A 19,464-nucleotide genomic window follows, 5' to 3' on the forward strand; every position below is an offset into this window, starting at 1 on the left:
ATTTTACATGTACAAATACATATTAGCGATTATGACTTGTTTAATTTTAATAAAAGCAATAAGTTCTGATCCAGTTAAGGCTGCTGAAAATCCTGAACAAAAAGAGATGCAACAAAGAATCGAACAACACTTTCGAACGAAAGCTGAACATTTTGGATTGAAAACGGAAGGAAAAGATTTAAAGGAAGTTAGAAAAGAAAGTACTATTATAGAAGAAGCGAAAAAAAGAGAGAATGTATGGAGAACAGCACAAGCTCTTCATATAAAAACAGAAGGAAAAACGATGAATGAATTAATAAAAGATGTACAAAAAAAGGTGAAAAAATAAAAAGAGGCCGCAGCCTCTTTTTTTTATGCCCATTGTTTTGATAAGTGAGCCATTTCAATTGCAGCAACAGCTGATTCATATCCTTTATTACCAGCTTTCGTACCTGCGCGTTCAATCGCTTGTTCAATTGTTTCTGTCGTTAATACGCCGAAAATAACTGGGATGTCCATTTGTAGTGATAAAGACGCAACACCTTTTGCTACTTCATTACAAACGTAATCGTAGTGAGTTGTAGCACCTCGGATTACAGTACCTAGTGTAATAACAGCATCATACTTTCCGCTACTAGCCATCTTTTTAGCGATTAAAGGAATTTCAAATGCACCAGGAACCCAAGCAACATCAATATCATTTTCTTCTACACCGTGACGCTTTAATCCGTCTAAAGCGCCGCCAAGTAACTTACTTGTAATAAATTCGTTAAAACGTCCAACAACAACTCCAACTTTTAATCCTGTACCAACTAAATGACCTTCGAATACCATAATAAATCTCTCCTTTAATTATAAGTTTAGTAAGTGTCCTAATTTATTTACTTTCGTTTGTAAATACGATTTATTTTCTTCTTTTGCCGGCATTTGCAACGGTACACGCTCGACTACTTCTAAATCGTAACCTTGTAAGCCAGCAATTTTTCTTGGGTTATTCGTTAATAATCGTAAGCTTTGTAAACCTAAATCTTTTAATATTTGAGCACCGATACCGTAATCACGAAGATCAGCAGGGAAGCCGAGTTTTTCATTTGCTTCTACAGTATCGAATCCTTCTTCTTGTAATTTATAAGCGCGAAGCTTATTAAGAAGCCCAATGCCTCTTCCTTCTTGTCTCATATAAAGAAGAACACCTTTTCCTTCACGCTCAATTTGAGCAAGTGCTGCATGGAGTTGTGGTCCGCAATCGCAGCGATGTGAACCGAATACATCTCCTGTTAAGCATTCAGAATGAACACGTACAAGTACCGGTTCACCTGTTGAAATATCACCTTTTACAAGTGCGATATGTTCTTTCGTATCTAATGAGTTAGAATAGCCAATTGCGTGGAAAGTACCGAAATCTGTAGGTAATGTAATTTCCACTTCTCTCGTCACAAGTGTTTCATGATGGCGGCGATAAGCAATTAAATCTTCTATTGTAATCATTTTTATATCAAATTGTTTTGCGCATTCTATTAAATCAGGTACACGTGCCATCGTGCCGTCCTCATTTATAATTTCGCAAATAACTCCAGCTGGTTCGGCACCGCATAGCTTTGCTAAATCAACAGCAGCTTCTGTATGACCTGCACGACGCAGGACACCGCCTTCTTTCGCAATTAATGGAAAGATATGTCCAGGTCGATTGAAATCAGCGCCTTTTGATGCGGGGTTTAACAATTCTTGTATCGTAGTTGCACGTTCGTGAGCGCTAATCCCTGTTGTTGTAGAAACATGGTCAATGCTCACTGTAAACGCAGTATGATGTGAATCTGTATTATGAGATACCATTGGTTCTAATTGTAGACGTTCTGCGTACCCTGCTGTAATCGGTACACAAACGAGACCACGGCCATGTGTAATCATAAAGTTAATTGTTTCTGGTGTAATGTACTCTGCTAAAGCAATAAAATCGCCTTCATTTTCTCGGTTTTCATCATCACATACGATAACGACTTTACCTTGTTTTAAATCTTCTAGAGCTTCTTCAATACGATGAAACATTGTGCTTCCCCCTTATAGAAATCCGTTTTCTTGTAAAAAGCTTTCAGTCATTGAACCTACTCGTTTTGTAGGTTTAGTAATAAAGCGTTCGATATATTTACCAATCATGTCACACTCAATGTTTACGATATCTCCGGCATTTTTTTCCCCAATGACAGATTCGCTTACTGTGTGCGGGATGAGTGAAATCGTTATGGAAGATTCGTCTATAGCAAATATCGTTAAACTCGTTCCATCAACAGCAATGGACCCTTTCTGCAAACAATAGCGCAGCAGTTCATCAGAAATTGCTATTTTGTAATAGACGGCATTGTAATGTTGTTTTTTATTTAAAATCGTTCCGATGCCATCAATATGTCCTGAAACGAAATGTCCACCGAATCGTCCGTTTGCAGCCATTGCTCGCTCTAAATTTACTTTAGAGTGCGGTTTAAGCATGCGAAGTGATGTCGACTGCATCGTTTCAGGCATTGCATCAACTGTAAATGAATTAGTTGTAAAGCTTGTTACAGTTAAGCAAATACCGTTCACCGCGATACTATCACCTAAGTGAACATCTGATAAAATTTTCTTTGCATGAATCGTTAATTTCATCGCTTCTCCGCTTTGTTGCATGTTTGCTATCGTTCCTAATTCGTCTACAATTCCTGTAAACATTCCGTCACCTCGTTTCGGGCATTCGCAACAATTTTTATATCATCACCAATTTGTTTCATCTCTTGAATTTTCAAGGAAAGCGCATCTTGTAATTTTGAAAAACCATTTCCTCCAAATAAAGTAGGAGCATCTTTCCCACCAATTAATTTCGGGCTTATATAGGTTACAATTTCATTAAAATTGTTTGTTTTTAAGAAACTTGCATGAATCGATTGGCCACCTTCAACGAATAGAGAAAGAATTTGTTTTTCTCCAAGAAAGGAAAGAAGGTCCTCAATTTCTATATGCTTCGTTTCCATTTGGAATATAGCTATATTTTTAGATTCATAAGAAGATATCTTCTCTTTCTTTACATCCTTACCGACAATAATCCATGTCGGTGCTAAACCATCTGTTATAACATGAGAAGATGGTGGTGTTCGTAAATGGGTATCTAAAACAACGCGAATAGGATGTTTCCCACCATTTGGAATTCTTGTTGTTAAATGAGGATTATCAGCTATAACTGTATTCACTCCAACAAGAATTGCATCATGTATATGGCGATATTGGTGAACATCAGCACGTGCTTCTTCACCTGTAATCCACTTACTTTCACCAGTTACAGTTGCTGTTTTTCCATCTAAGCTCATCGCTGTTTTGATTGTTACAAAAGGGCGTTTCGTTTTCATGTAGTGAAAAAAGTAGCGATTTAATAAAACTGCTTCTGCTTCAAGAACACCGGTAGTTACTTCAATTCTAGCTTCCTCTAATCTTCTTTTTCCGTTACCAGAAACGAGCGGATTACAATCGAGAGTAGCAATTACAACACGCTTAACTCCTTTTTCGATGAGCAATTCACAACAAGGTGGTGTTTTTCCAAAGTGGCTACACGGTTCCAGTGTTACATAAACGGTAGCGTCTTTGGCGTTCTGACCAGCCATTTGAAGGGCATGAACTTCTGCGTGTTCTTCACCAGCCCGTAAATGAGCCCCCATACCAACGATGTTTCCATCTTTTACAACAACAGCACCAACCATAGGATTTGGACTTGTTTGTCCTGATGTTCCTTCTGCTAACTGCAGGGCAATCCTCATATATTCTTGATCTGTCATTTTCTTCACCTCTCCTAAAAAAATCAAAAAACCCCAAGGATTTAATATCCTTGGGGTTTGGGAGACGTGATTTCTAGAAATATAGTTTGAATACGAAAGCATAGGAAAGAAACCTAACGATAATTGATATTTCTGCATAAGGAAAAAACCTAGCAAAATATCGAATTTTTAAACGCTAGTTGTCTCTTTTTATTTCAGTATAAAAAATAAGTATAGAAAATTAAACATATATAAAGAATCAAAATGAATCTTTAAAAATATGCATACTGAAATAAAAGTGTATTCACTATATAAAAAACTAGAAACATATCCTTCTCCCATCCAGACTATACTGTCGGCCCTAGAGTTTCACTAGATCCACCGTTTTCGAGTTGAAAACGGGTCACGGACTTAGAAGTTTTCACTTCATCACCGCCGGTTGGGAATTTCACCCGACCCCGAAGGATGCTGTTTGCTCAAATTATAGCACAAAAAAAATAAAAGGCTAGTAAAAAATATTCGAATGTGAAGAATTGTGTGAAAATATATGTAGGCTGGAATGGAAATAAAAGTATTAGAAATGTTGTAAGGAGAAGGGATATAACGGAGTTGCTAAAAAGAAAAAACATGCACAAAAAAATGTGCATGTCACATGTAAAATTATTCTGCCTCTGGTGCTCTAACAACAGACTCGAATTTACCTTTATGCGAAGCGTCGCAATAAGGCATATTTTTTGATAAACCACAACGGCATAAAGAAAATGCCGGTTTTGCTGGGAATACATTCCCTTGTGAGTCGACTAATTCCACGTCCCCTGTAACGCGAAAAGAGCCATTATCATTTACTTTAATTTGTACTTTTGCCAACGTTATCCCTCCTTCCCAAACGCTTAATTTCATCATATAATCAAGGGAAGTGCTTGGCAATATAAAGTGAAACTTTAATTAGTGGGGGAGGCATCCCCCACTAATTATTATTTGAACCAATCGGGCTTTTAGGGGCAGTTAATCTCCCGCCTAACTTCTTTGTTTCAGCCGAATTTTGAGGTGGGAGTTTTACTGCCCACAAATAGCGGGGAAAAAAGAGCACTTTGTTTGAGAAAGAAGAGAGTGTTATAATAGTTTTCATAACTGACTAGAGTAAGGTGACGAGAGATGGATAAACAATTACATACATTACGAAACATTGCAAATGAGCGCACGTGGGCATCATTTTTGAATGATAATCATCCATATAGTTTGTTACATTGGTCCATTGCAGGTGTAGGGCAAGAGGCAAAGGATGTTTGGTTACTTCAAGATGAAGTAACATTTCAAACGACAGAATTCCCAACGTTAGATGATGCAATGCAATGGATTTCTGAAAATATGGAACAAGTTACAGACGTTTTAGCGCAATAAAAAACAGGCTTATGCAAGCCTGTTTTTTGTTTCTTTCACATATGTGTTTAAAAATTGATCGACGGCTGCTTCGTACTCTTCTTTATTTTCGTTATAAGAGCAAGCGTGTGCACCGTGTTCTGCAATATAAAGCTGCTTATTATTTTCTTTCGCTTCATATAACGCTTTTGTCATATCAGCTAAAATATAGTCGTCATCTTTACTATGAATAAAGAGAACGGGATTGTTAATGTTTTTTATACAGTCGATTGGTGAAACTTCACGAATTGTATAACCGTCACGAACTTTCAAAAATGCGTTTGCTAAAGGTAATAAAGGCCATTTTGGTAAATGGAATTCAACCTTTAAACGGTGCTGTAATTGTCCGTGAAAATCAGAGAAAGGACAATCTGCAATATAGAAATCAGCACCATCTTCTACAAGTCCTGCGTATTGAAGAAGTGTTGCAGCTCCCATAGATTCACCATGAATACCAAGTGTAATATTGGTGCCAAAACGGTTTTTTAGCCAGTCAACTACGGATTTTAAATCATGTTTTTCATAGTATCCATAGCTTGTTGTTTTTCCGCCAGTTTTACCATGACGACGATGATCGTAAATGAGGACGTTATATCCCCTTTTTAAGAATAAGTTTGCATATTTTACAGAGTTTATTTTATTTACAGTTACACCGTGGCAAAAAACCATAAACTTATTGGTGGAATGACCAGCAGGAATGTAATATCCGTGAAGGTCGTATCCGAATTGTGAAGGGATATGAATTTCTTCTTTATGAAGAGCATCAAAATCCTCTATACGAAAATGTTTTTTCGTTTCTCTTTCGAGTACTTCTTCCTCTGTTTTTTTCTTTAAGTACATCACTTTATTTGTAAAGAAAATCCCAAGGGCAGTTATTGCACCTAGTATAGTAAACAATGCTGCAAAAAAACGTTTCATACTTTACCTCATCCTCCAAATACCGTTACATGTGATACACTTATATTGTATCACAATGATATAAAAGGGGAGAAATAGGAAATGCTGCATATACAAAAAATTACGCCAGCGATGAAAGAAACAATCCGAATGTTCATGTGTGAGAACTGGGGAAGTTCATTGATGGTTTCACGTGGTAAGGGACATCAGTTAGAAGAGTTGCCAGGATTTGTTGCGCTCTTAGATGACAGAATAATCGGAATTATAACGTATGAAGTGATCGGGAATATGTGCGAAATTGTATCGCTAGATAGCTTTGAAGAAAGAAAAGGAATAGGGACGAAACTTGTGGATTGTGTATTACAAGTTGCAGAAGAAGAACGGTGCAGACAGGTTTGGCTTATTACAACAAATGATAATATGAATGCGTTACGATTTTACCAAAAACGTAATTTTGTAATGACTAATTTATATGTGAATGCGGTAGAGGAGGCACGAAAAATAAAGAAAGAAATTCCACGTATTGGATATGATAATATCCCAATTTTACATGAAATTCAGTTGGAGTATCGTTTAGTGAAATGATGTAACAATTTTCAGAAATGTGAGTTATTAATCTTGACGGATAGTGTAATTTAGGTTACCGTAAATTTGTAATCTATTACCATATTAAGGGGTGACGATGTGGCAACTATACGTGATGTTGCAAAATTGGCAGGTGTTTCAGTCGCAACCGTTTCACGAGTTATTAATGAAAAAGGATACGTTCATGAGGACACAGTAAAACAAGTAAAGGAAGCAATTGAAGAATTACGTTATAGGCCAAACAGTGCAGCGAAGCCACTATTTAAAGAGAATTCAACGATAATTGCATTACTTGTAGATAATTTATGTAACCAATCAAACATCACTTTGCTACATTGTATTGAGGAAATAGCATATAAAGAAGGTTATCAAATCATTATTTGTAATATAGAGAATAAAGATAGATACATACATATGCTGAAGCAAAATAACATTGCAGGTGTTATTTTGACAAGAGCAGTTTTTAAAAGTGTAGGAAAAATTCCATTTCCGTTTGTTGTGATCGATGAGCAACAATCACATGGAAATTATTATGAAAGTGGACAGAGAGCTGTTTCTTTATTAAAAGAGAAAGGGTGTCACTTTCTTGCATATTTCGGTGAGGGAGAAGAAAGTGAAGAAATGGAAGATCATATAGCAGGGTTTTTAGACGCTGTTTGGGATGAAGGCATCTCTTATCGAGAAGAATGTGTACAAGGGTATACAAATAAACAATTTATTACATTATTGCAAAACAATCCGTATGTAGATGGAATTGTAGCCTCAAGTGATCAGATTGCTATTGAGTTAATTCGGTCAGCGAGATTTCTAAATATACATATACCAGATAAATTAAAAATTGTTGGACCGAACGGGAGTATAGAGTGTGAATGGATAGGTTCATCACTACCGACAATTGAAAGCTATGTCAAAGATAACGGAAAAGTAGCTTTTCAACAATTAAAAGGAAAAATAAAAAAGTAAAAGGTGCGTTTTATACGCACCTTTTTATAATGTAATTGCGGCAATAAAGCCAAATATAAGTAACGGTATATTGTAATGTAGAAAAGTGGGTACACATGTATCCCATATATGATGGTGCTGACCATCAGCATTTAAACCGGATGTTGGTCCAAGGGTACTATCCGATGCTGGAGATCCTGCGTCACCTAGTGCTCCGGCTGTACCGATAATTGCAATTGTGGCCATTGGACTAAATCCAAGCTGAATGCAAAGAGGTACAAAAATGGTTGTTAAGATAGGGATGGTTGAAAAGGATGAACCAATTCCCATCGTAACGAGAAGTCCAATAACGAGCATAAGAAATGCAGCGAGTGGTTTGTTATTTCCGATTATATGTGCACTCGTTTGCACCAGAGATTCAACATGTCCTGTTTTTCGAAGAACAGCGCCGAATCCAGCGGCAGCAATCATAACAAAGCCAATGAAGGACATCATACGCATTCCGCTTGTTAATATCGCATCTGCTTCTTTAAGTGGTAGACTGCCACTAACTGATAAGACGATAATACCTGCTAAAGCACCGAAAATCATTGATTCGGTTGTTAATTGAACAGTTAATGTAGCAATAATAGATAATAACCCGAAAGTAATGCTACGTTTTGTATAGGGAACGATTTCATTTTCGGTAGTATGAATTTGTTCTGTTTCATACGTACGAGGTTTTCGGTACGTAATGAATACCGCTACACATAATCCAATAATCATACCAATTGCTGGAATAGTCATTGCTTTTGGAATAAGTGTGACATCAAATGTAAGGCCGCTTTGCGCAGCGTTGGTTTGTAATACGTCATGATAAATTTTTCCGAATCCTGCAGGGATCCACATATAAGGAGTAATCAATCCAAATGTAATAATACATGTGACAAGTCTGCGATCCACTTTCAGCTCATTTAATACTTTTAAAAGTGCTGGAATTAAGATGGGGATGAAAGCAATGTGAACAGGAATCAAATTTTGTGAGAAACAAGCCATCGTTAAAATAATGAATAAAATAAGTATTTTAGAATAAACTTGTTTTTTCGTGTCTTGTTCATTGCCAATCCATTTTAATGCAGTTTGAATCATAGCATCTGGAAGTCCTGTTTTGGAAAGGGAAATAGCGAAACCACCAAGCATTGCATAACTTAAAGCGATTGGAGCACTATTTCCAAGACCAGTTGTAAAAGTGTTAATCGTTTCTGAAATACCGAGTCCGCCGATAATTCCGCCTGTTAAAGCTCCAACAATGATGGCGACAATGACCTGGACACGTAACAAACTAAGCAATAGCATAATTGCTACTGCGACGAGTACAGCGTTCATAATAAATGTAATCTCCCTAAATATTTATTCTGTTAAGACAAGTAAATATGAAATGTTTTGCTATGTTTATACATACTTGCGACATATTATTATAAAATGTTTTCTATGAAATGTAAAAGAGCCTTTTGTTACTAATGCTGAAAAGCTAGCTCTTGTTTAATTGATTGCAAAGAATTAGCGAATAATTCTGGTTCTTCTAAATCAGGAGAATGTGCTGAATTTGGGAACCAAATCATCTTTTTTATAGGCGCTTCAATAATATCGCAATATTCTTGAACGAGTGCATAAGGAGTTTGATAATCATAGCGACCAGAACAAAAATAAACTGGAATAGATAAACTTGAGATAGAAGAAAAGAAATCGATTGTCAGCATTTCTTCCCATAAAACGCCAGATTTTAAATTTCCTGCGAGAAACTTGAACCAATCTAATAGCGTATACTCAGGAGAAAAGAAACCTTTTCGTATGAAAGAAAAGGAAGATCCGTTTTGGATTGCGCCTCCAAATGTGCCAAGCCACTTTCTTTGAATAATGAGACGTCTCGTATCTAAAAATGGTGGTTTGCCTAATTTCAAAAGGGAAGCTAATGCCTTTTTATGATCATGTTTTTTTGCAGAATGAATTAAATGTTGATATAGCAATTCTTCATTTTGTTTCATATGTACAATTTGCCCAATACCGATGTAAGCCTCGATATACTTTGGATATTGATGTGCTATGTTAAGCCCAATAATACTTCCCCAAGAATGACCAGCGAGAAATAGTTTTTGTTTGTTGAACCTTTTAAGTACATATTGAATCACTTCTTTTGCATCGGAAACGAATTGTTCGATTGTGAAATTTGCTCCGAAATCTTTCAGTGAAAAGGATTTACCAGCCCCGCGCTGATCCCAATTAATAACAATAAATTGCTTCTCTAATTCTTTTTGAAAATGGCGAATAAATCCGATTTGTGCCATCCCAGGTCCGCCGTGACAGCATAATAAAATAGGTTGCTCTACGTTTTGTCCACGCATAAGGAGAGTTTGTTTTCGATTATTAATCATAACGCTTTCTATCGTAGCGATACTATTAGGAATGAGTTGTTTGTTTTCATTATAGAACTGAGGGGTGTAGCTACGAAAAAGCATATTGAAAACCTCCTTTTGTGAAATCGTATGAATCGCACAGGCTATTCATTTTGCATATACTGTTAGAAAATCATTGTAACATACCATACTAGTGTCATTTCAACACGGGAGGAGGGAAATTGTGACGATTGGAGAAATTATAGATGGTTTAAATAGACGTGAACCCATCGCTATTATAGCAAAACGTCTTGAAATAAGCCCGTATACATTATCGAAGAAATTAAGATTGATTGGATACGAATATGATGGAGAGCAGAAGAAACGTATTTTTGTAGGAGATGGAGAAGAACCACGTCACTTACAACTCCAAGAAGCGACCGCCCTTCAATATGAGAAAACAGATTATCAATTGTTAATTTATGAGCAATTACAAAGCATTTATGAATTATTAAGAAAAAGAGAAGAAGTAATTGTACCAATTATGAGTAAAAGTACAGAGAAGAAGAGACGAACCTTTTCTATTAATACAGAAATATTATCACAATTGGACCTTATATCAGAATCGAAAGGAGTTCAAAAATCTAAACTTGTAGAAGAGGCGTTGCACCAATTTTTACAGCAATATGAAGTTGACAAAACATCACATTTTGATAACTAAAGAAAAGGATACTATGTTCATTGGAAGAACGAGTATCCTTTTTATGATGTATATTACATATAAAATAGAGGATCAGTATAAATCCTTTATGGCGTGAAAAATGAAATTTATTATTAGAGAAACACTTAATTTACTTTTTGAATTCTTCCATCAATAACTGGCTGAATTGGTTCTTTTAATTGTTTTACGTAATCGACTAACGCTTCAAAGTCGTTTGGACCAGTTTCTGCATTTTTACCATTTTTAAATGATACGAATCCGTCACCGCCAGAAGCTAAGAAGGCATTTGCAACTACGCTATACATTTTAGATGGAGATAATTCTTCACCGTTTGTTAAACGTATATTTGTAACTTTTTCACCGTTTGGTTTATTTGCATCCCACGTATATTGAATACCTGAAATTTGAAGCATTCTTGTTGTTCCTTTTTGCCATTGCTGATTTAAAATATCGCGAATGTCTTGACCTGTTAAATCTACTTTAATTAATTGATTTCCAAAAGGTTGAATGCCGTATAACTCACCCCACGTAATATCACCAGCATCTAAGTCATTACGAATGCCACCAGGATTCATGAGGGCGATTTGAGTTTGCATTGTTTGACGCTGAGCATCGGCAACTAAATTTCCAAGAGTGGACTCACCAGCATCATTTTGTTTACGGTCGATAGGTGCTGTAGATTTTCCGACTACTTCATTTACAAGTGGTGCAATTTTTTCTTTATATTGATCTAGTTTTTTCTTTACTTGTTTATCAGGTTCTACACCTTCATGATACGTTGTAACAACTTCAGCTTTTTTCTTTACAATATCCTTTGTTTTACGATCAATTGTTACATCCACGTCTGAGAAAGCCGTTCCGTATGAATTTGCTTGGACAATTAGTTTATTATTTACTGTACCATTTACATACGTATGACTATGTCCACCGAAAATAACATCAACTTCTGGGTCTGTTTCATTTGCAATTCGAGTAAGATCGCCATTTGTTACCCCAGACTCATCGGTTGTTCCACCGACATGAGCAAGAACGACGATAGATTTAACGCCGAGACGTTTTAATTGTTGTGTTGATTTATTAATTGCTTCTACTTCATCAGTAATTTGTACATTGTTAAGCATCGTAGGCATAACGACATTTGGTGTATCAGTTGTAACAACCCCAATGAATCCTACAGGAACACCATCTACCATTTTTACAGTAAACGGTGGTAAAAATAAGCGGCCAGTTGATTTGTTGTAGAAGTTAGCAGCTACATAGGGGAAGTTAGCTCCTTTGAAATTTCCTGTTTTTTCATGATATCCACCGTAAATGAGGCGTTGCATTTCATCAATACCTTCATCAAATTCATGGTTTCCGATTGTACCAACATCAAATTTTAAGTCATTTAAAAATTCAATTGTCGGTTCATCTTGTAATAATGCTGAAACTGGTGGACTAGCTCCGACGATATCACCAGCATGTACGAGAAGTGTATTAGGGTTTTGTTTTTTACGTTCTTTTAAATAAGTAGCTAAGTAATCAGCGCCACCAGCTTCTTTATTATTGATTTTTTTAACAGTATCTAGTTGTCCATGGAAATCATTAATACCAAGCATTTGTACGTCTATGTAGCGGTTTTGTTCAGCTGGATTCTGAGATGGGGGAGCGGCAAATACGCTTGAAAAAGTAATGGTGCTTAAAACAGCAACGGCAGGAATAATTTTTTTCCACATAATATAATTCTCCTTTTTTTATAATCTGACATCATACGACATAATTTTAATAGATTCATAGGATTATAGCTACACAAAAATTTAGTCTTTTCGAAAAATTAACATATTTACAAAAAGTGAATAATAGAGTAAAGACCCTTTTTTATTGTCGATTTCATCGTGTATCTACTATAATGGAGAAAAAAGTAAAAGGTGAGTAGCATGAAGAAAAAGAAACAAAGACAAATGCAAAGACAATCGCAAGTGAATCAACCAAAGAAAGAAACACTTACATTAGGCGATCAATTAAATGATTCACTCATGCAACAATTAAAGAGTAAGAAGAAAGAGTTGCAAGTGAGAGAAGAGGAAAAAGAGGCAGCTGAACTGGAAAGAAAGCGCCAAGAACAAAAAGAACGTGAAAAGAATAAATCATTTGAAGAACTGCTAAGTGAAAGTAACCTTACTTGGAAAGACTTTAAATAATAAAAAATGATCAGTGAAATACCACTGATCATTTTTTGACGAGCTTGTAAGAAAAGGGGAGTTAGAATGAGAAAAATTGTCGTTGTTCCACATGAAAACCATTGGAGTGAAAAATTTCAAATGGAGGCTAAAAGATTAAAATCAGCGATGCCAGAAACGGTAAAAATTCATCATATTGGAAGTACGTCAGTTCCTGGACTGGCAGCTAAACCTATTATTGATATGATCATGGAAGTAGAAAATATCGAAAGAGTAGATGGGTGGAATGAACGATTTATAGAGCTTGGTTACATCGTAAAAGGGGAAAATGGTATTTCAAGACGCCGATATTTTATTCATGGAACTGAAGAAAAACGTTCGTATCATTTACACGTGTTTGAAAAAGGAAATCCAGAGATAGTAAGGCATTTAGCATTTCGTGATTATATGATGGCTCATTGTGAAGAAGCAGAGACATATGCAACCTTAAAGAAAGAATTAGCCGAAAAGTATACATATGATGGCGCGTTATATACGGAAGGAAAAAATGAGTTTGTGCGCAATGTGGATGAAAAAGCGAAAGAATGGAGAAAAAATAACGTGAATGAATGAATTCACGTTATTTTTTAACTATATAAAAGTGTTATGTAAACTGTACGTATGTTTTGACTTTTGGGATGAATCTTGTTGAAATAAAGTTGTGGCTTATAAAAAATGTAACAATGAAAGGGAGACGACTGTGCATATTCCAACAACTACACTTCATAATGGCGTGAAAATGCCGATGATTGGTCTAGGCGTATATAAAGCGAAAGAAGGAGACGAAGTAAAGCAAGCAGTAAAAACAGCGTTAGAAGTTGGATACCGTTCGATTGATACAGCAACTGTATATGAAAATGAAAGCGGTGTCGGAGAGGCGATACGTGAATCAGGAATTCCAAGAGAAGATCTATTTATTACAACAAAAGTATGGAACGACGATCAAGGATATGAGGAGACACTCGAGGCATTTGAAAAGAGTTTAAAAAAATTACAAATGGACTATGTAGATTTATATTTAATACATTGGCCGGTAAGAGGGAAGTATGTTGATACGTACCGAGCTTTGGAAAAATTGTATGAAGAAGGTAAAGTGCGCGCGATTGGTGTTTCTAATTTTCATAAACATCATTTAGAACTATTATTACCAAATTGCAAAGTGAAGCCGATGGTAAACCAAGTGGAACTTCATCCGATGTTGACGCAATTTGAGTTGCGCAATTATTGTCAAGATGAGCAAATTCAAATGGAAGCATGGAGTCCGTTAATGAGGGGCGGAGAAGTATTCCAGCATCCAATCATTCAGGCTATTGCTAACAAATATGAAAAAACACCTGCACAAGTTATATTAAGGTGGGATATTCAAAGCGGGATTGTTACAATTCCTAAATCTGTTACACCATCTCGTATTAAAGAAAACTTTACTATTTTTGATTTTGCACTAACTGAAGAAGAGATACGTCAAATTAACACGTTGAATCGTGATTTACATGTAGGAACGAATCCTGATAAATATGATACGTTATAAAAAAGACTGTCTCCTGATACTGGAGACAGTCTTCTATTTATCGGTAATTCGATATTTTTAACGATGCAAAGCATATGTGTCATATTTAACAATCTTTTGAAGTTGTATATATTCTTCTTTCGTTAAAGGTAACTGTTGGCTAGCTCGTATATTTTCCTGTAATTGTTGAAGCGAGCTTGCACCAGGTATAACAGCTGCAACAGTCTTATTATGTAAGCAATATTGAATAGCTGTTCCTGTTAAAGAGCGTTCTCCAATCGTTTCTTTTACACTCGCTAGAGTTGTATGTAATTCATCGTAAGAATAAGAAAGATAATCCTTTTCCTTTACTCTTTCTATTTTTCTTGCATTGTTGTCAGTTAAAATTCCTTTTGCAAGTGGCCCGCGGGCAATGACGCTAATTTGGTGTTCATTCAGAAGTGGGAACCATTCTTCAGGGCGACGATTTAAAAGGCTATATTCCATTAGTACACTAACGATGTTTGAACGTTTTGCATACTCACGAACGACATTTGGGCGTATAGAAGAAATACCGTAATGGCGAATAATACCTTCCTTTTTCAATTCTTCAAAAGCTTCAATTGTTTCATCTATTGGATCTTCAATCGTTCCGCCATGAAGTTGGTAAAGGTCAATATAATCAGTTTGAAGTCTACGTAAACTTTCCTTTACTTCAGTCTTTATGTAAGCTTTAGAAGGATCCCAAGACCAGCCATTTTTTTCTTCTGTCCAACGATTTCCAACCTTCGTTGTAAGTACAATTTGGTCTCTTCTTCCCTTCAAGGCTTTTCCAACAAATTCTTCATTTAATCCGTAATCATATAAATCTGCTGTATCAAAAAAATTAATTCCTAAATCGATCGCTTCATCGATAATATGCATAGCTTCTGTTTCAGATGTACCGAGAGACATACAGCCAAGGCCCATTTCTGTAACAAACAAATCTGAGTTTCCTAATTGACGTTTTTTCATAGGTCAACCTCCTTACCTTTATTGTACGAGAGGGAAAAGAGGTTGACAAACGTTTACTTTTCGCTGCGCATTAACTGCCCGTAAAAGCATGATTAATGTTTCACTTTATTTGCTGTAATCCACTCTTGTACAGTTGTATACTCTTTGCTATATTGCTTTAGCTTATGGCGAATTTGCCATGCTTTTCCGACTAAAGTGACGCGATTTGGTAAAATATAAACTTTCATTTCTATCACGCTCCTTTCAATGTGGTAAAATGTATGAGGAAAGAATAGGAAATAGAACAGGGAGATGAAGTAGTGTGAGTAATCTTGCAGAGAGAACAGTAAAAACTGAGCCGATTTTTGATGGTAGAGTTATAAAAGTTCGTGTTGATGATGTAGTATTACCAAATGGAGCAATGAGTAAACGTGAAATTGTAAATCACCCTGGTGCAGTTGCTATTATTGCTATTACTGATGAGGGGAAAATTGTGCTTGTTGAGCAGTATCGTAAAGCACTTGAAAAGGCGATTATAGAAATTCCGGCTGGCAAGTTAGAACCTGGTGAAAAACCTGAGGTAACAGCAGTTCGTGAATTAGAAGAGGAAACAGGATATGTATGTGAAAATATGGAGCTCATTACTTCTTTCTATACATCTCCAGGATTCGCAGATGAAATTTTATATGTATATAAAGCGACAGGTTTGACAAAAAAAGAAAATAAAGCTGAGTTAGATGAAGATGAGTTTGTGGAATTAATGGAAGTATCGTTAGAAGAAGCGATTACTCTTATGAAAGATCTTCGTATTCATGATGCGAAGACGATGTTTGCAGTACAATATTTACAACTACAAAAATAAACACTCGCCAAAGGCGAGTGTTTTTTAATTGATTTTTGCATATACACGTGCATCACGTAAGCTACCATCTGGTGCTAGGAAATCATTTTCCATTGTACCTTCTAGAATGAATTCTAGACGTTCTGCTAAGCTACATGCATTTATATTTGTTGCATCAGTACGAATTTCAATTCTTCTAGCGCCTAGTTTATCAAAGGCGAACTGAATTGCACCTTTAACAGCTTCGGTCATATAGCCTTGTTTTGTATAGGCACTATGTAGCCAGAAGTGAAGTGAAAACTTTGGAATATCCCAGTTTTCAGGCTTTAGTGTAATTGCTCCGATGAATGTACCAGATACTTTATCGTATAAGTGAAAATCAAGTGTTTCACGAAGTAAAAACTGTCCGTGAGCTTCGCGAACAATTTCTTCAGCACTCTCTTCTGTTTCAGCGTTAATTGGTATCCACGGTACTAAGTCTTCTAGAGAAGCTTGGATTGCTTCATATACTTCTGCACCATCACCTGGAAATGGTTTACGAACTTGCAAGCGTTCAGTTTGAAATAATGTTGGAAAATCTAATAATAATGGTTTCAAGAGAAATCCCTCCTATTCTCTACTTTTTAGTTTAGCAAAGTAGAGCGGAATTTCAATGTTAATTCGTCATACTTTTTTCTTTCTTTCATACATTTTTAATAAGAGTGTGAACGGAGGGAAGAAAAATGTGGCGAAAAAATTGGCAAGACCGTGTAATGTCTCACATACAGGAAAACTCTTCATTATATATATTTAACGCCGTTTTATTATTGATGGGAGTAATATTCGGAGCCATTCTGGTGAATAGTTTACAAATCAATCAAAAACAAGATTTATCATTTTATTTACAACGTTTTTTTGGACAAGTCTCTAAAGGAGAATTTGCTATTGCGGGCGAAATGTTTCGAGAAAGTTACTTTTCGCAATTAAAATACATCGGGTTTATTTGGATTTTAGGGATTTCAATTATTGGATTACCACTTATTTTTATTTTATTATTTGTAAAAGGAGTTGTCGTTGGATTTACAGTTGGTTTTTTAGTAAGTCAGCATGGATGGAATGGACTATTATTAGCATTTGTATCTGTTTTGCCACAAAATTTAATTATCATTCCAGTCTTTCTCGTTATGACAACTATTGCTGCAAGTTTTTCTTTACGGATGATTAGGCATCAATTTATTAGAAAAATAACCGAGCCACTATTACCATTATTAATCCGTTATACATGCTTCTTTCTCGTAATTGGAGTAGTGTTAGCACTTGCTTCTAGTGTGGAGGCTTACGCATCACCAGTTTTAATGAAAGAAGTCGTTGAGGCTATTAATAAAAAATAAATACTTTTTGAGAATAATTATCAATTTGTTTTTATTGTTTTTTCTTTTGACAGAAGCCCTTCTTCTGATATAATGGTGTAAGAGTGGCGAGGAGGGAGTAGTACCGAATGGAAGAAAGAATTGAACGAATTAAGAAGCAATTACATGCAGCGAGCTACAAATTAACACCGCAACGTGAAGCAACAGTTCGTGTGCTGCTAGAAAATGAAGAAGATCATTTAAGCGCAGAAGATGTTTACCTCCTTGTAAAAGAAAAGTCGCCAGAGATCGGATTAGCAACCGTCTATCGAACTTTAGAACTATTATCTGAGTTAAAAGTTGTCGATAAGATTAACTTCGGAGACGGTGTTTCACGCTATGACTTACGCCAAGAAGGTGCGCAGCGTTTCCACCATCATTTGATTTGTACACAATGTGGTGCTGTACAAGAAATACAAGAAGATTTACTTGGTGAAGTGGAAAGGAAAGTAGAACGAGACTGGAGCTTTAAGGTGAAAGATCATCGTTTAACATTCCATGGGATTTGTAAAAATTGTCAAGAAAATGAAACGGATGAAAAATAACCTTTTCCTATTTATCTAGGAAGAGGTTTTTTATTTGAATAAGGTATAAATTGGTGAAAGCTTGGCATATGTTGTAATAACTTATATTTTGGAGGAATTTACAATGCGCCGAGCTTTAAAATTAACTTTTGATGGAATAAAAGTATTTTTATTATTTACAAGTTGTACGATTTTGTTTTATTTCGCTATACTATGGATAAATGAAGAATATGAAAGCTATCATCGTTATGAAAAACCTAAAGAAGAGACTGTAGAAAAAGTATCAGGGAATGAAGAACCGGCAAAGGATGCTTTCGTAAATAGAATGATGTTTTTCTATGAAAATGGGGAGTAGTGTAGAGTGGAAGATCAATTAAAAGATTTTATTCATTATATGGTTGTCGAAAAAGGATTAGCAAAGAATACAGTAGTATCTTATGAACGGGATTTAAAAAGCTACGTAAAGTATTTGCAAAATGTGGAACAGACGAAAACTTTTCATGAAGTGACCCGTTTACACATTGTTAACTTTTTGCAGTATTTAAAAGAGAACGGAAAATCTTCGAAAACATTGGCGCGTCATATCGCATCAATTCGTTCGTTCCACCAATTTTTACTTCGTGAACGAGCGGTAGAACACGACCCATCCGTACATATTGAAACGCCACAAGGGGAACGGAAATTACCAAAAGTATTATCAGTTGATGAAGTAGAGGCGTTACTTCAAACACCAAAAATGACAAGTGCTTTTGGGATTCGTGATAAGGCGATGCTAGAGTTACTGTATGCGACAGGACTTCGTGTTTCAGAATTGATTGCACTCAATTTAGAAGATGTACATTTAACAATGGGATTTGTTCGTTGCATAGGGAAAGGGAATAAAGAAAGAATTATTCCACTAGGAAGTTTAGCAACGGAAGCGATTCAAAAGTATATTGAAAAAGGAAGAAGAGAATTAATGGGGAAAAAAGTAGTAGATGCACTCTTTTTAAACCATCATGGTAATCGATTATCAAGACAAGGATTTTGGAAAATATTAAAACGATTAGCGAAAGAAGCAAATATTGAAAAAGAGCTTACACCTCATACGTTGCGTCATTCGTTTGCTACGCACTTATTAGAAAATGGAGCAGATTTACGTGCTGTACAAGAAATGCTTGGACATGCAGATATTTCAACGACGCAAATCTATACGCACGTTTCAAAAACTAGATTAAAAGATGTATATAAACAGTTTCATCCGAGAGCATAGTTACTATGCTCTTTTTTTCATAGATTAAGAGGGGAAGAGCGTTTCACAGAAACTTCACAAACATTTCGTATATTGTTTTCAGCAGAAGACT

Annotated in this window: 25 protein-coding genes and 1 riboswitch; of the genes, 13 read left to right on the forward strand and 12 right to left on the reverse strand. The window is 35.8% G+C overall.

Annotation, left to right across the window (positions count from 1 at the left end):
• The first annotated feature begins 7 nt into the window (after window positions 1–7).
• Window positions 8–328 carry a hypothetical protein gene (locus ACTFR8_RS12120; protein ID WP_252209687.1) on the forward strand — a complete coding sequence of 107 codons (321 nt, stop codon included), beginning with the start codon at window positions 8–10 and terminating at the stop codon, window positions 326–328.
• 23 nt (window positions 329–351) lie between these two features.
• Here the strand turns inward: ACTFR8_RS12120 and ribH are convergent, their stop codons facing one another.
• From ribH to ACTFR8_RS12145, 5 genes are all read right to left on the reverse strand, one after another.
• Entirely contained in the window at window positions 352–813 is a 462-nt protein-coding gene (gene ribH / locus ACTFR8_RS12125) for a 6,7-dimethyl-8-ribityllumazine synthase (protein ID WP_000230895.1), read from the reverse strand.
• An 18-nt stretch (window positions 814–831) separates the two neighbouring features.
• Complete coding sequence (ribBA, locus tag ACTFR8_RS12130) at window positions 832–2,025, reverse strand: bifunctional 3,4-dihydroxy-2-butanone 4-phosphate synthase/GTP cyclohydrolase II (protein ID WP_000468983.1); 1,194 nt, start codon at window positions 2,023–2,025, stop codon at window positions 832–834.
• 12 nt (window positions 2,026–2,037) lie between these two features.
• Window positions 2,038–2,682 (reverse strand): riboflavin synthase, encoded by a 645-nt coding sequence (gene ribE, locus ACTFR8_RS12135; RefSeq protein WP_030027927.1) that lies wholly within the window; start codon window positions 2,680–2,682, stop codon window positions 2,038–2,040.
• Entirely contained in the window at window positions 2,664–3,776 is a 1,113-nt protein-coding gene (gene ribD, locus ACTFR8_RS12140; protein WP_000131984.1) for a bifunctional diaminohydroxyphosphoribosylaminopyrimidine deaminase/5-amino-6-(5-phosphoribosylamino)uracil reductase RibD, read from the reverse strand. The genes ribE and ribD overlap by 19 nt, the downstream gene beginning before the upstream one ends.
• A 305-nt stretch (window positions 3,777–4,081) precedes the next feature.
• Window positions 4,082–4,225, reverse strand: a riboswitch (FMN riboswitch).
• Between the two features lie 190 nt (window positions 4,226–4,415).
• Window positions 4,416–4,622, reverse strand: a complete 207-nt coding sequence (locus ACTFR8_RS12145) for a CDGSH iron-sulfur domain-containing protein (protein WP_001151582.1) — start codon at window positions 4,620–4,622, stop codon at window positions 4,416–4,418.
• A 288-nt stretch (window positions 4,623–4,910) separates the two neighbouring features.
• Here ACTFR8_RS12145 and ACTFR8_RS12150 point away from each other — a divergent pair, with 288 nt between their 5' ends.
• Window positions 4,911–5,156: a DUF2552 family protein gene (locus tag ACTFR8_RS12150; RefSeq protein WP_000360793.1), complete on the forward strand. Its 246-nt coding sequence runs from the start codon at window positions 4,911–4,913 to the stop codon at window positions 5,154–5,156.
• Between the two features lie 9 nt (window positions 5,157–5,165).
• Here the strand turns inward: ACTFR8_RS12150 and ACTFR8_RS12155 are convergent, their stop codons facing one another.
• Window positions 5,166–6,092 (reverse strand): alpha/beta hydrolase, encoded by a 927-nt coding sequence (locus ACTFR8_RS12155; protein ID WP_000819234.1) that lies wholly within the window; start codon window positions 6,090–6,092, stop codon window positions 5,166–5,168.
• Window positions 6,093–6,173: 81 nt separating this feature from the next.
• Between ACTFR8_RS12155 and ACTFR8_RS12160 the strand changes: the two genes are divergently transcribed.
• Window positions 6,174–6,656, forward strand: coding sequence for a GNAT family N-acetyltransferase (locus tag ACTFR8_RS12160; RefSeq protein ID WP_000902432.1), 483 nt, complete (start codon window positions 6,174–6,176; stop codon window positions 6,654–6,656).
• Between the two features lie 99 nt (window positions 6,657–6,755).
• Complete coding sequence (locus ACTFR8_RS12165; protein WP_000201351.1) at window positions 6,756–7,619, forward strand: LacI family DNA-binding transcriptional regulator; 864 nt, start codon at window positions 6,756–6,758, stop codon at window positions 7,617–7,619.
• A 24-nt stretch (window positions 7,620–7,643) separates the two neighbouring features.
• Here the strand turns inward: ACTFR8_RS12165 and ACTFR8_RS12170 are convergent, their stop codons facing one another.
• Together ACTFR8_RS12170 and ACTFR8_RS12175 are read right to left on the reverse strand one after the other, a co-directional pair.
• Window positions 7,644–8,963: a Na+/H+ antiporter family protein gene (locus tag ACTFR8_RS12170; protein WP_000994808.1), complete on the reverse strand. Its 1,320-nt coding sequence runs from the start codon at window positions 8,961–8,963 to the stop codon at window positions 7,644–7,646.
• Window positions 8,964–9,094: 131 nt separating this feature from the next.
• Window positions 9,095–10,093 (reverse strand): alpha/beta fold hydrolase, encoded by a 999-nt coding sequence (locus ACTFR8_RS12175; RefSeq protein ID WP_000898966.1) that lies wholly within the window; start codon window positions 10,091–10,093, stop codon window positions 9,095–9,097.
• A gap of 121 nt (window positions 10,094–10,214) precedes the next feature.
• On the opposite strand from ACTFR8_RS12175, the gene ACTFR8_RS12180 reads away from it, so the two are divergent.
• Complete coding sequence (locus ACTFR8_RS12180; RefSeq protein ID WP_000151927.1) at window positions 10,215–10,691, forward strand: ribbon-helix-helix domain-containing protein; 477 nt, start codon at window positions 10,215–10,217, stop codon at window positions 10,689–10,691.
• Window positions 10,692–10,816: 125 nt separating this feature from the next.
• On the opposite strand, the gene ACTFR8_RS12185 is transcribed toward ACTFR8_RS12180, so the two are convergent.
• Window positions 10,817–12,406, reverse strand: coding sequence for a bifunctional metallophosphatase/5'-nucleotidase (locus ACTFR8_RS12185; protein ID WP_000265548.1), 1,590 nt, complete (start codon window positions 12,404–12,406; stop codon window positions 10,817–10,819).
• Window positions 12,407–12,607: 201 nt separating this feature from the next.
• Here ACTFR8_RS12185 and ACTFR8_RS12190 point away from each other — a divergent pair, with 201 nt between their 5' ends.
• The 3 genes from ACTFR8_RS12190 to ACTFR8_RS12200 all read left to right on the forward strand — a co-directional run bounded on the left by ACTFR8_RS12190 (window position 12,608) and on the right by ACTFR8_RS12200 (window position 14,417).
• The gene (locus tag ACTFR8_RS12190) at window positions 12,608–12,871 is read left to right on the forward strand and encodes a YqkE family protein (RefSeq protein WP_000727561.1); all 264 of its coding nucleotides are present in this window, start codon (window positions 12,608–12,610) and stop codon (window positions 12,869–12,871) included.
• Window positions 12,872–12,937: 66 nt separating this feature from the next.
• On the forward strand, window positions 12,938–13,462 hold the full coding sequence (locus ACTFR8_RS12195; protein WP_001227188.1) for a GrpB family protein: 525 nt from the start codon (window positions 12,938–12,940) through the stop codon (window positions 13,460–13,462).
• 127 nt (window positions 13,463–13,589) lie between these two features.
• Window positions 13,590–14,417 (forward strand): aldo/keto reductase, encoded by an 828-nt coding sequence (locus ACTFR8_RS12200; RefSeq protein ID WP_000547994.1) that lies wholly within the window; start codon window positions 13,590–13,592, stop codon window positions 14,415–14,417.
• 57 nt (window positions 14,418–14,474) lie between these two features.
• On the opposite strand, the gene ACTFR8_RS12205 is transcribed toward ACTFR8_RS12200, so the two are convergent.
• Both ACTFR8_RS12205 and mciZ read right to left on the reverse strand, forming a co-directional pair.
• Window positions 14,475–15,389 (reverse strand): aldo/keto reductase, encoded by a 915-nt coding sequence (locus tag ACTFR8_RS12205; RefSeq protein ID WP_000747213.1) that lies wholly within the window; start codon window positions 15,387–15,389, stop codon window positions 14,475–14,477.
• Window positions 15,390–15,481: 92 nt separating this feature from the next.
• Window positions 15,482–15,616 (reverse strand): Z-ring formation inhibitor MciZ, encoded by a 135-nt coding sequence (gene mciZ, locus ACTFR8_RS12210; protein WP_000870302.1) that lies wholly within the window; start codon window positions 15,614–15,616, stop codon window positions 15,482–15,484.
• Between the two features lie 74 nt (window positions 15,617–15,690).
• Between mciZ and ACTFR8_RS12215 the strand changes: the two genes are divergently transcribed.
• Entirely contained in the window at window positions 15,691–16,230 is a 540-nt protein-coding gene (locus ACTFR8_RS12215; RefSeq protein ID WP_000067041.1) for an NUDIX hydrolase, read from the forward strand.
• A gap of 24 nt (window positions 16,231–16,254) precedes the next feature.
• On the opposite strand, the gene ACTFR8_RS12220 is transcribed toward ACTFR8_RS12215, so the two are convergent.
• On the reverse strand, window positions 16,255–16,806 hold the full coding sequence (locus ACTFR8_RS12220; protein ID WP_000803479.1) for a GNAT family N-acetyltransferase: 552 nt from the start codon (window positions 16,804–16,806) through the stop codon (window positions 16,255–16,257).
• Window positions 16,807–16,961: 155 nt separating this feature from the next.
• Here ACTFR8_RS12220 and spoIIM point away from each other — a divergent pair, with 155 nt between their 5' ends.
• The 4 genes from spoIIM (at window position 16,962) to xerD (ending at window position 19,373) form a co-directional block, all read left to right on the forward strand.
• Window positions 16,962–17,579, forward strand: coding sequence for a stage II sporulation protein M (spoIIM, locus tag ACTFR8_RS12225; RefSeq protein WP_013142149.1), 618 nt, complete (start codon window positions 16,962–16,964; stop codon window positions 17,577–17,579).
• 107 nt (window positions 17,580–17,686) lie between these two features.
• Window positions 17,687–18,142 carry a ferric iron uptake transcriptional regulator gene (gene fur, locus ACTFR8_RS12230; protein ID WP_000392657.1) on the forward strand — a complete coding sequence of 152 codons (456 nt, stop codon included), beginning with the start codon at window positions 17,687–17,689 and terminating at the stop codon, window positions 18,140–18,142.
• Between the two features lie 103 nt (window positions 18,143–18,245).
• Window positions 18,246–18,476: a YqzK family protein gene (locus tag ACTFR8_RS12235; RefSeq protein WP_001250432.1), complete on the forward strand. Its 231-nt coding sequence runs from the start codon at window positions 18,246–18,248 to the stop codon at window positions 18,474–18,476.
• Window positions 18,477–18,482: 6 nt separating this feature from the next.
• The gene (xerD, locus tag ACTFR8_RS12240; protein ID WP_000390088.1) at window positions 18,483–19,373 is read left to right on the forward strand and encodes a site-specific tyrosine recombinase XerD; all 891 of its coding nucleotides are present in this window, start codon (window positions 18,483–18,485) and stop codon (window positions 19,371–19,373) included.
• Window positions 19,374–19,464: the final 91 nt, after the last annotated feature.

This window comes from Bacillus cereus group sp. MYBK15-3, assembly GCF_051916765.1.
Classification (GTDB): Bacteria; Bacillota; Bacilli; order Bacillales; family Bacillaceae_G; genus Bacillus_A; species Bacillus_A cereus.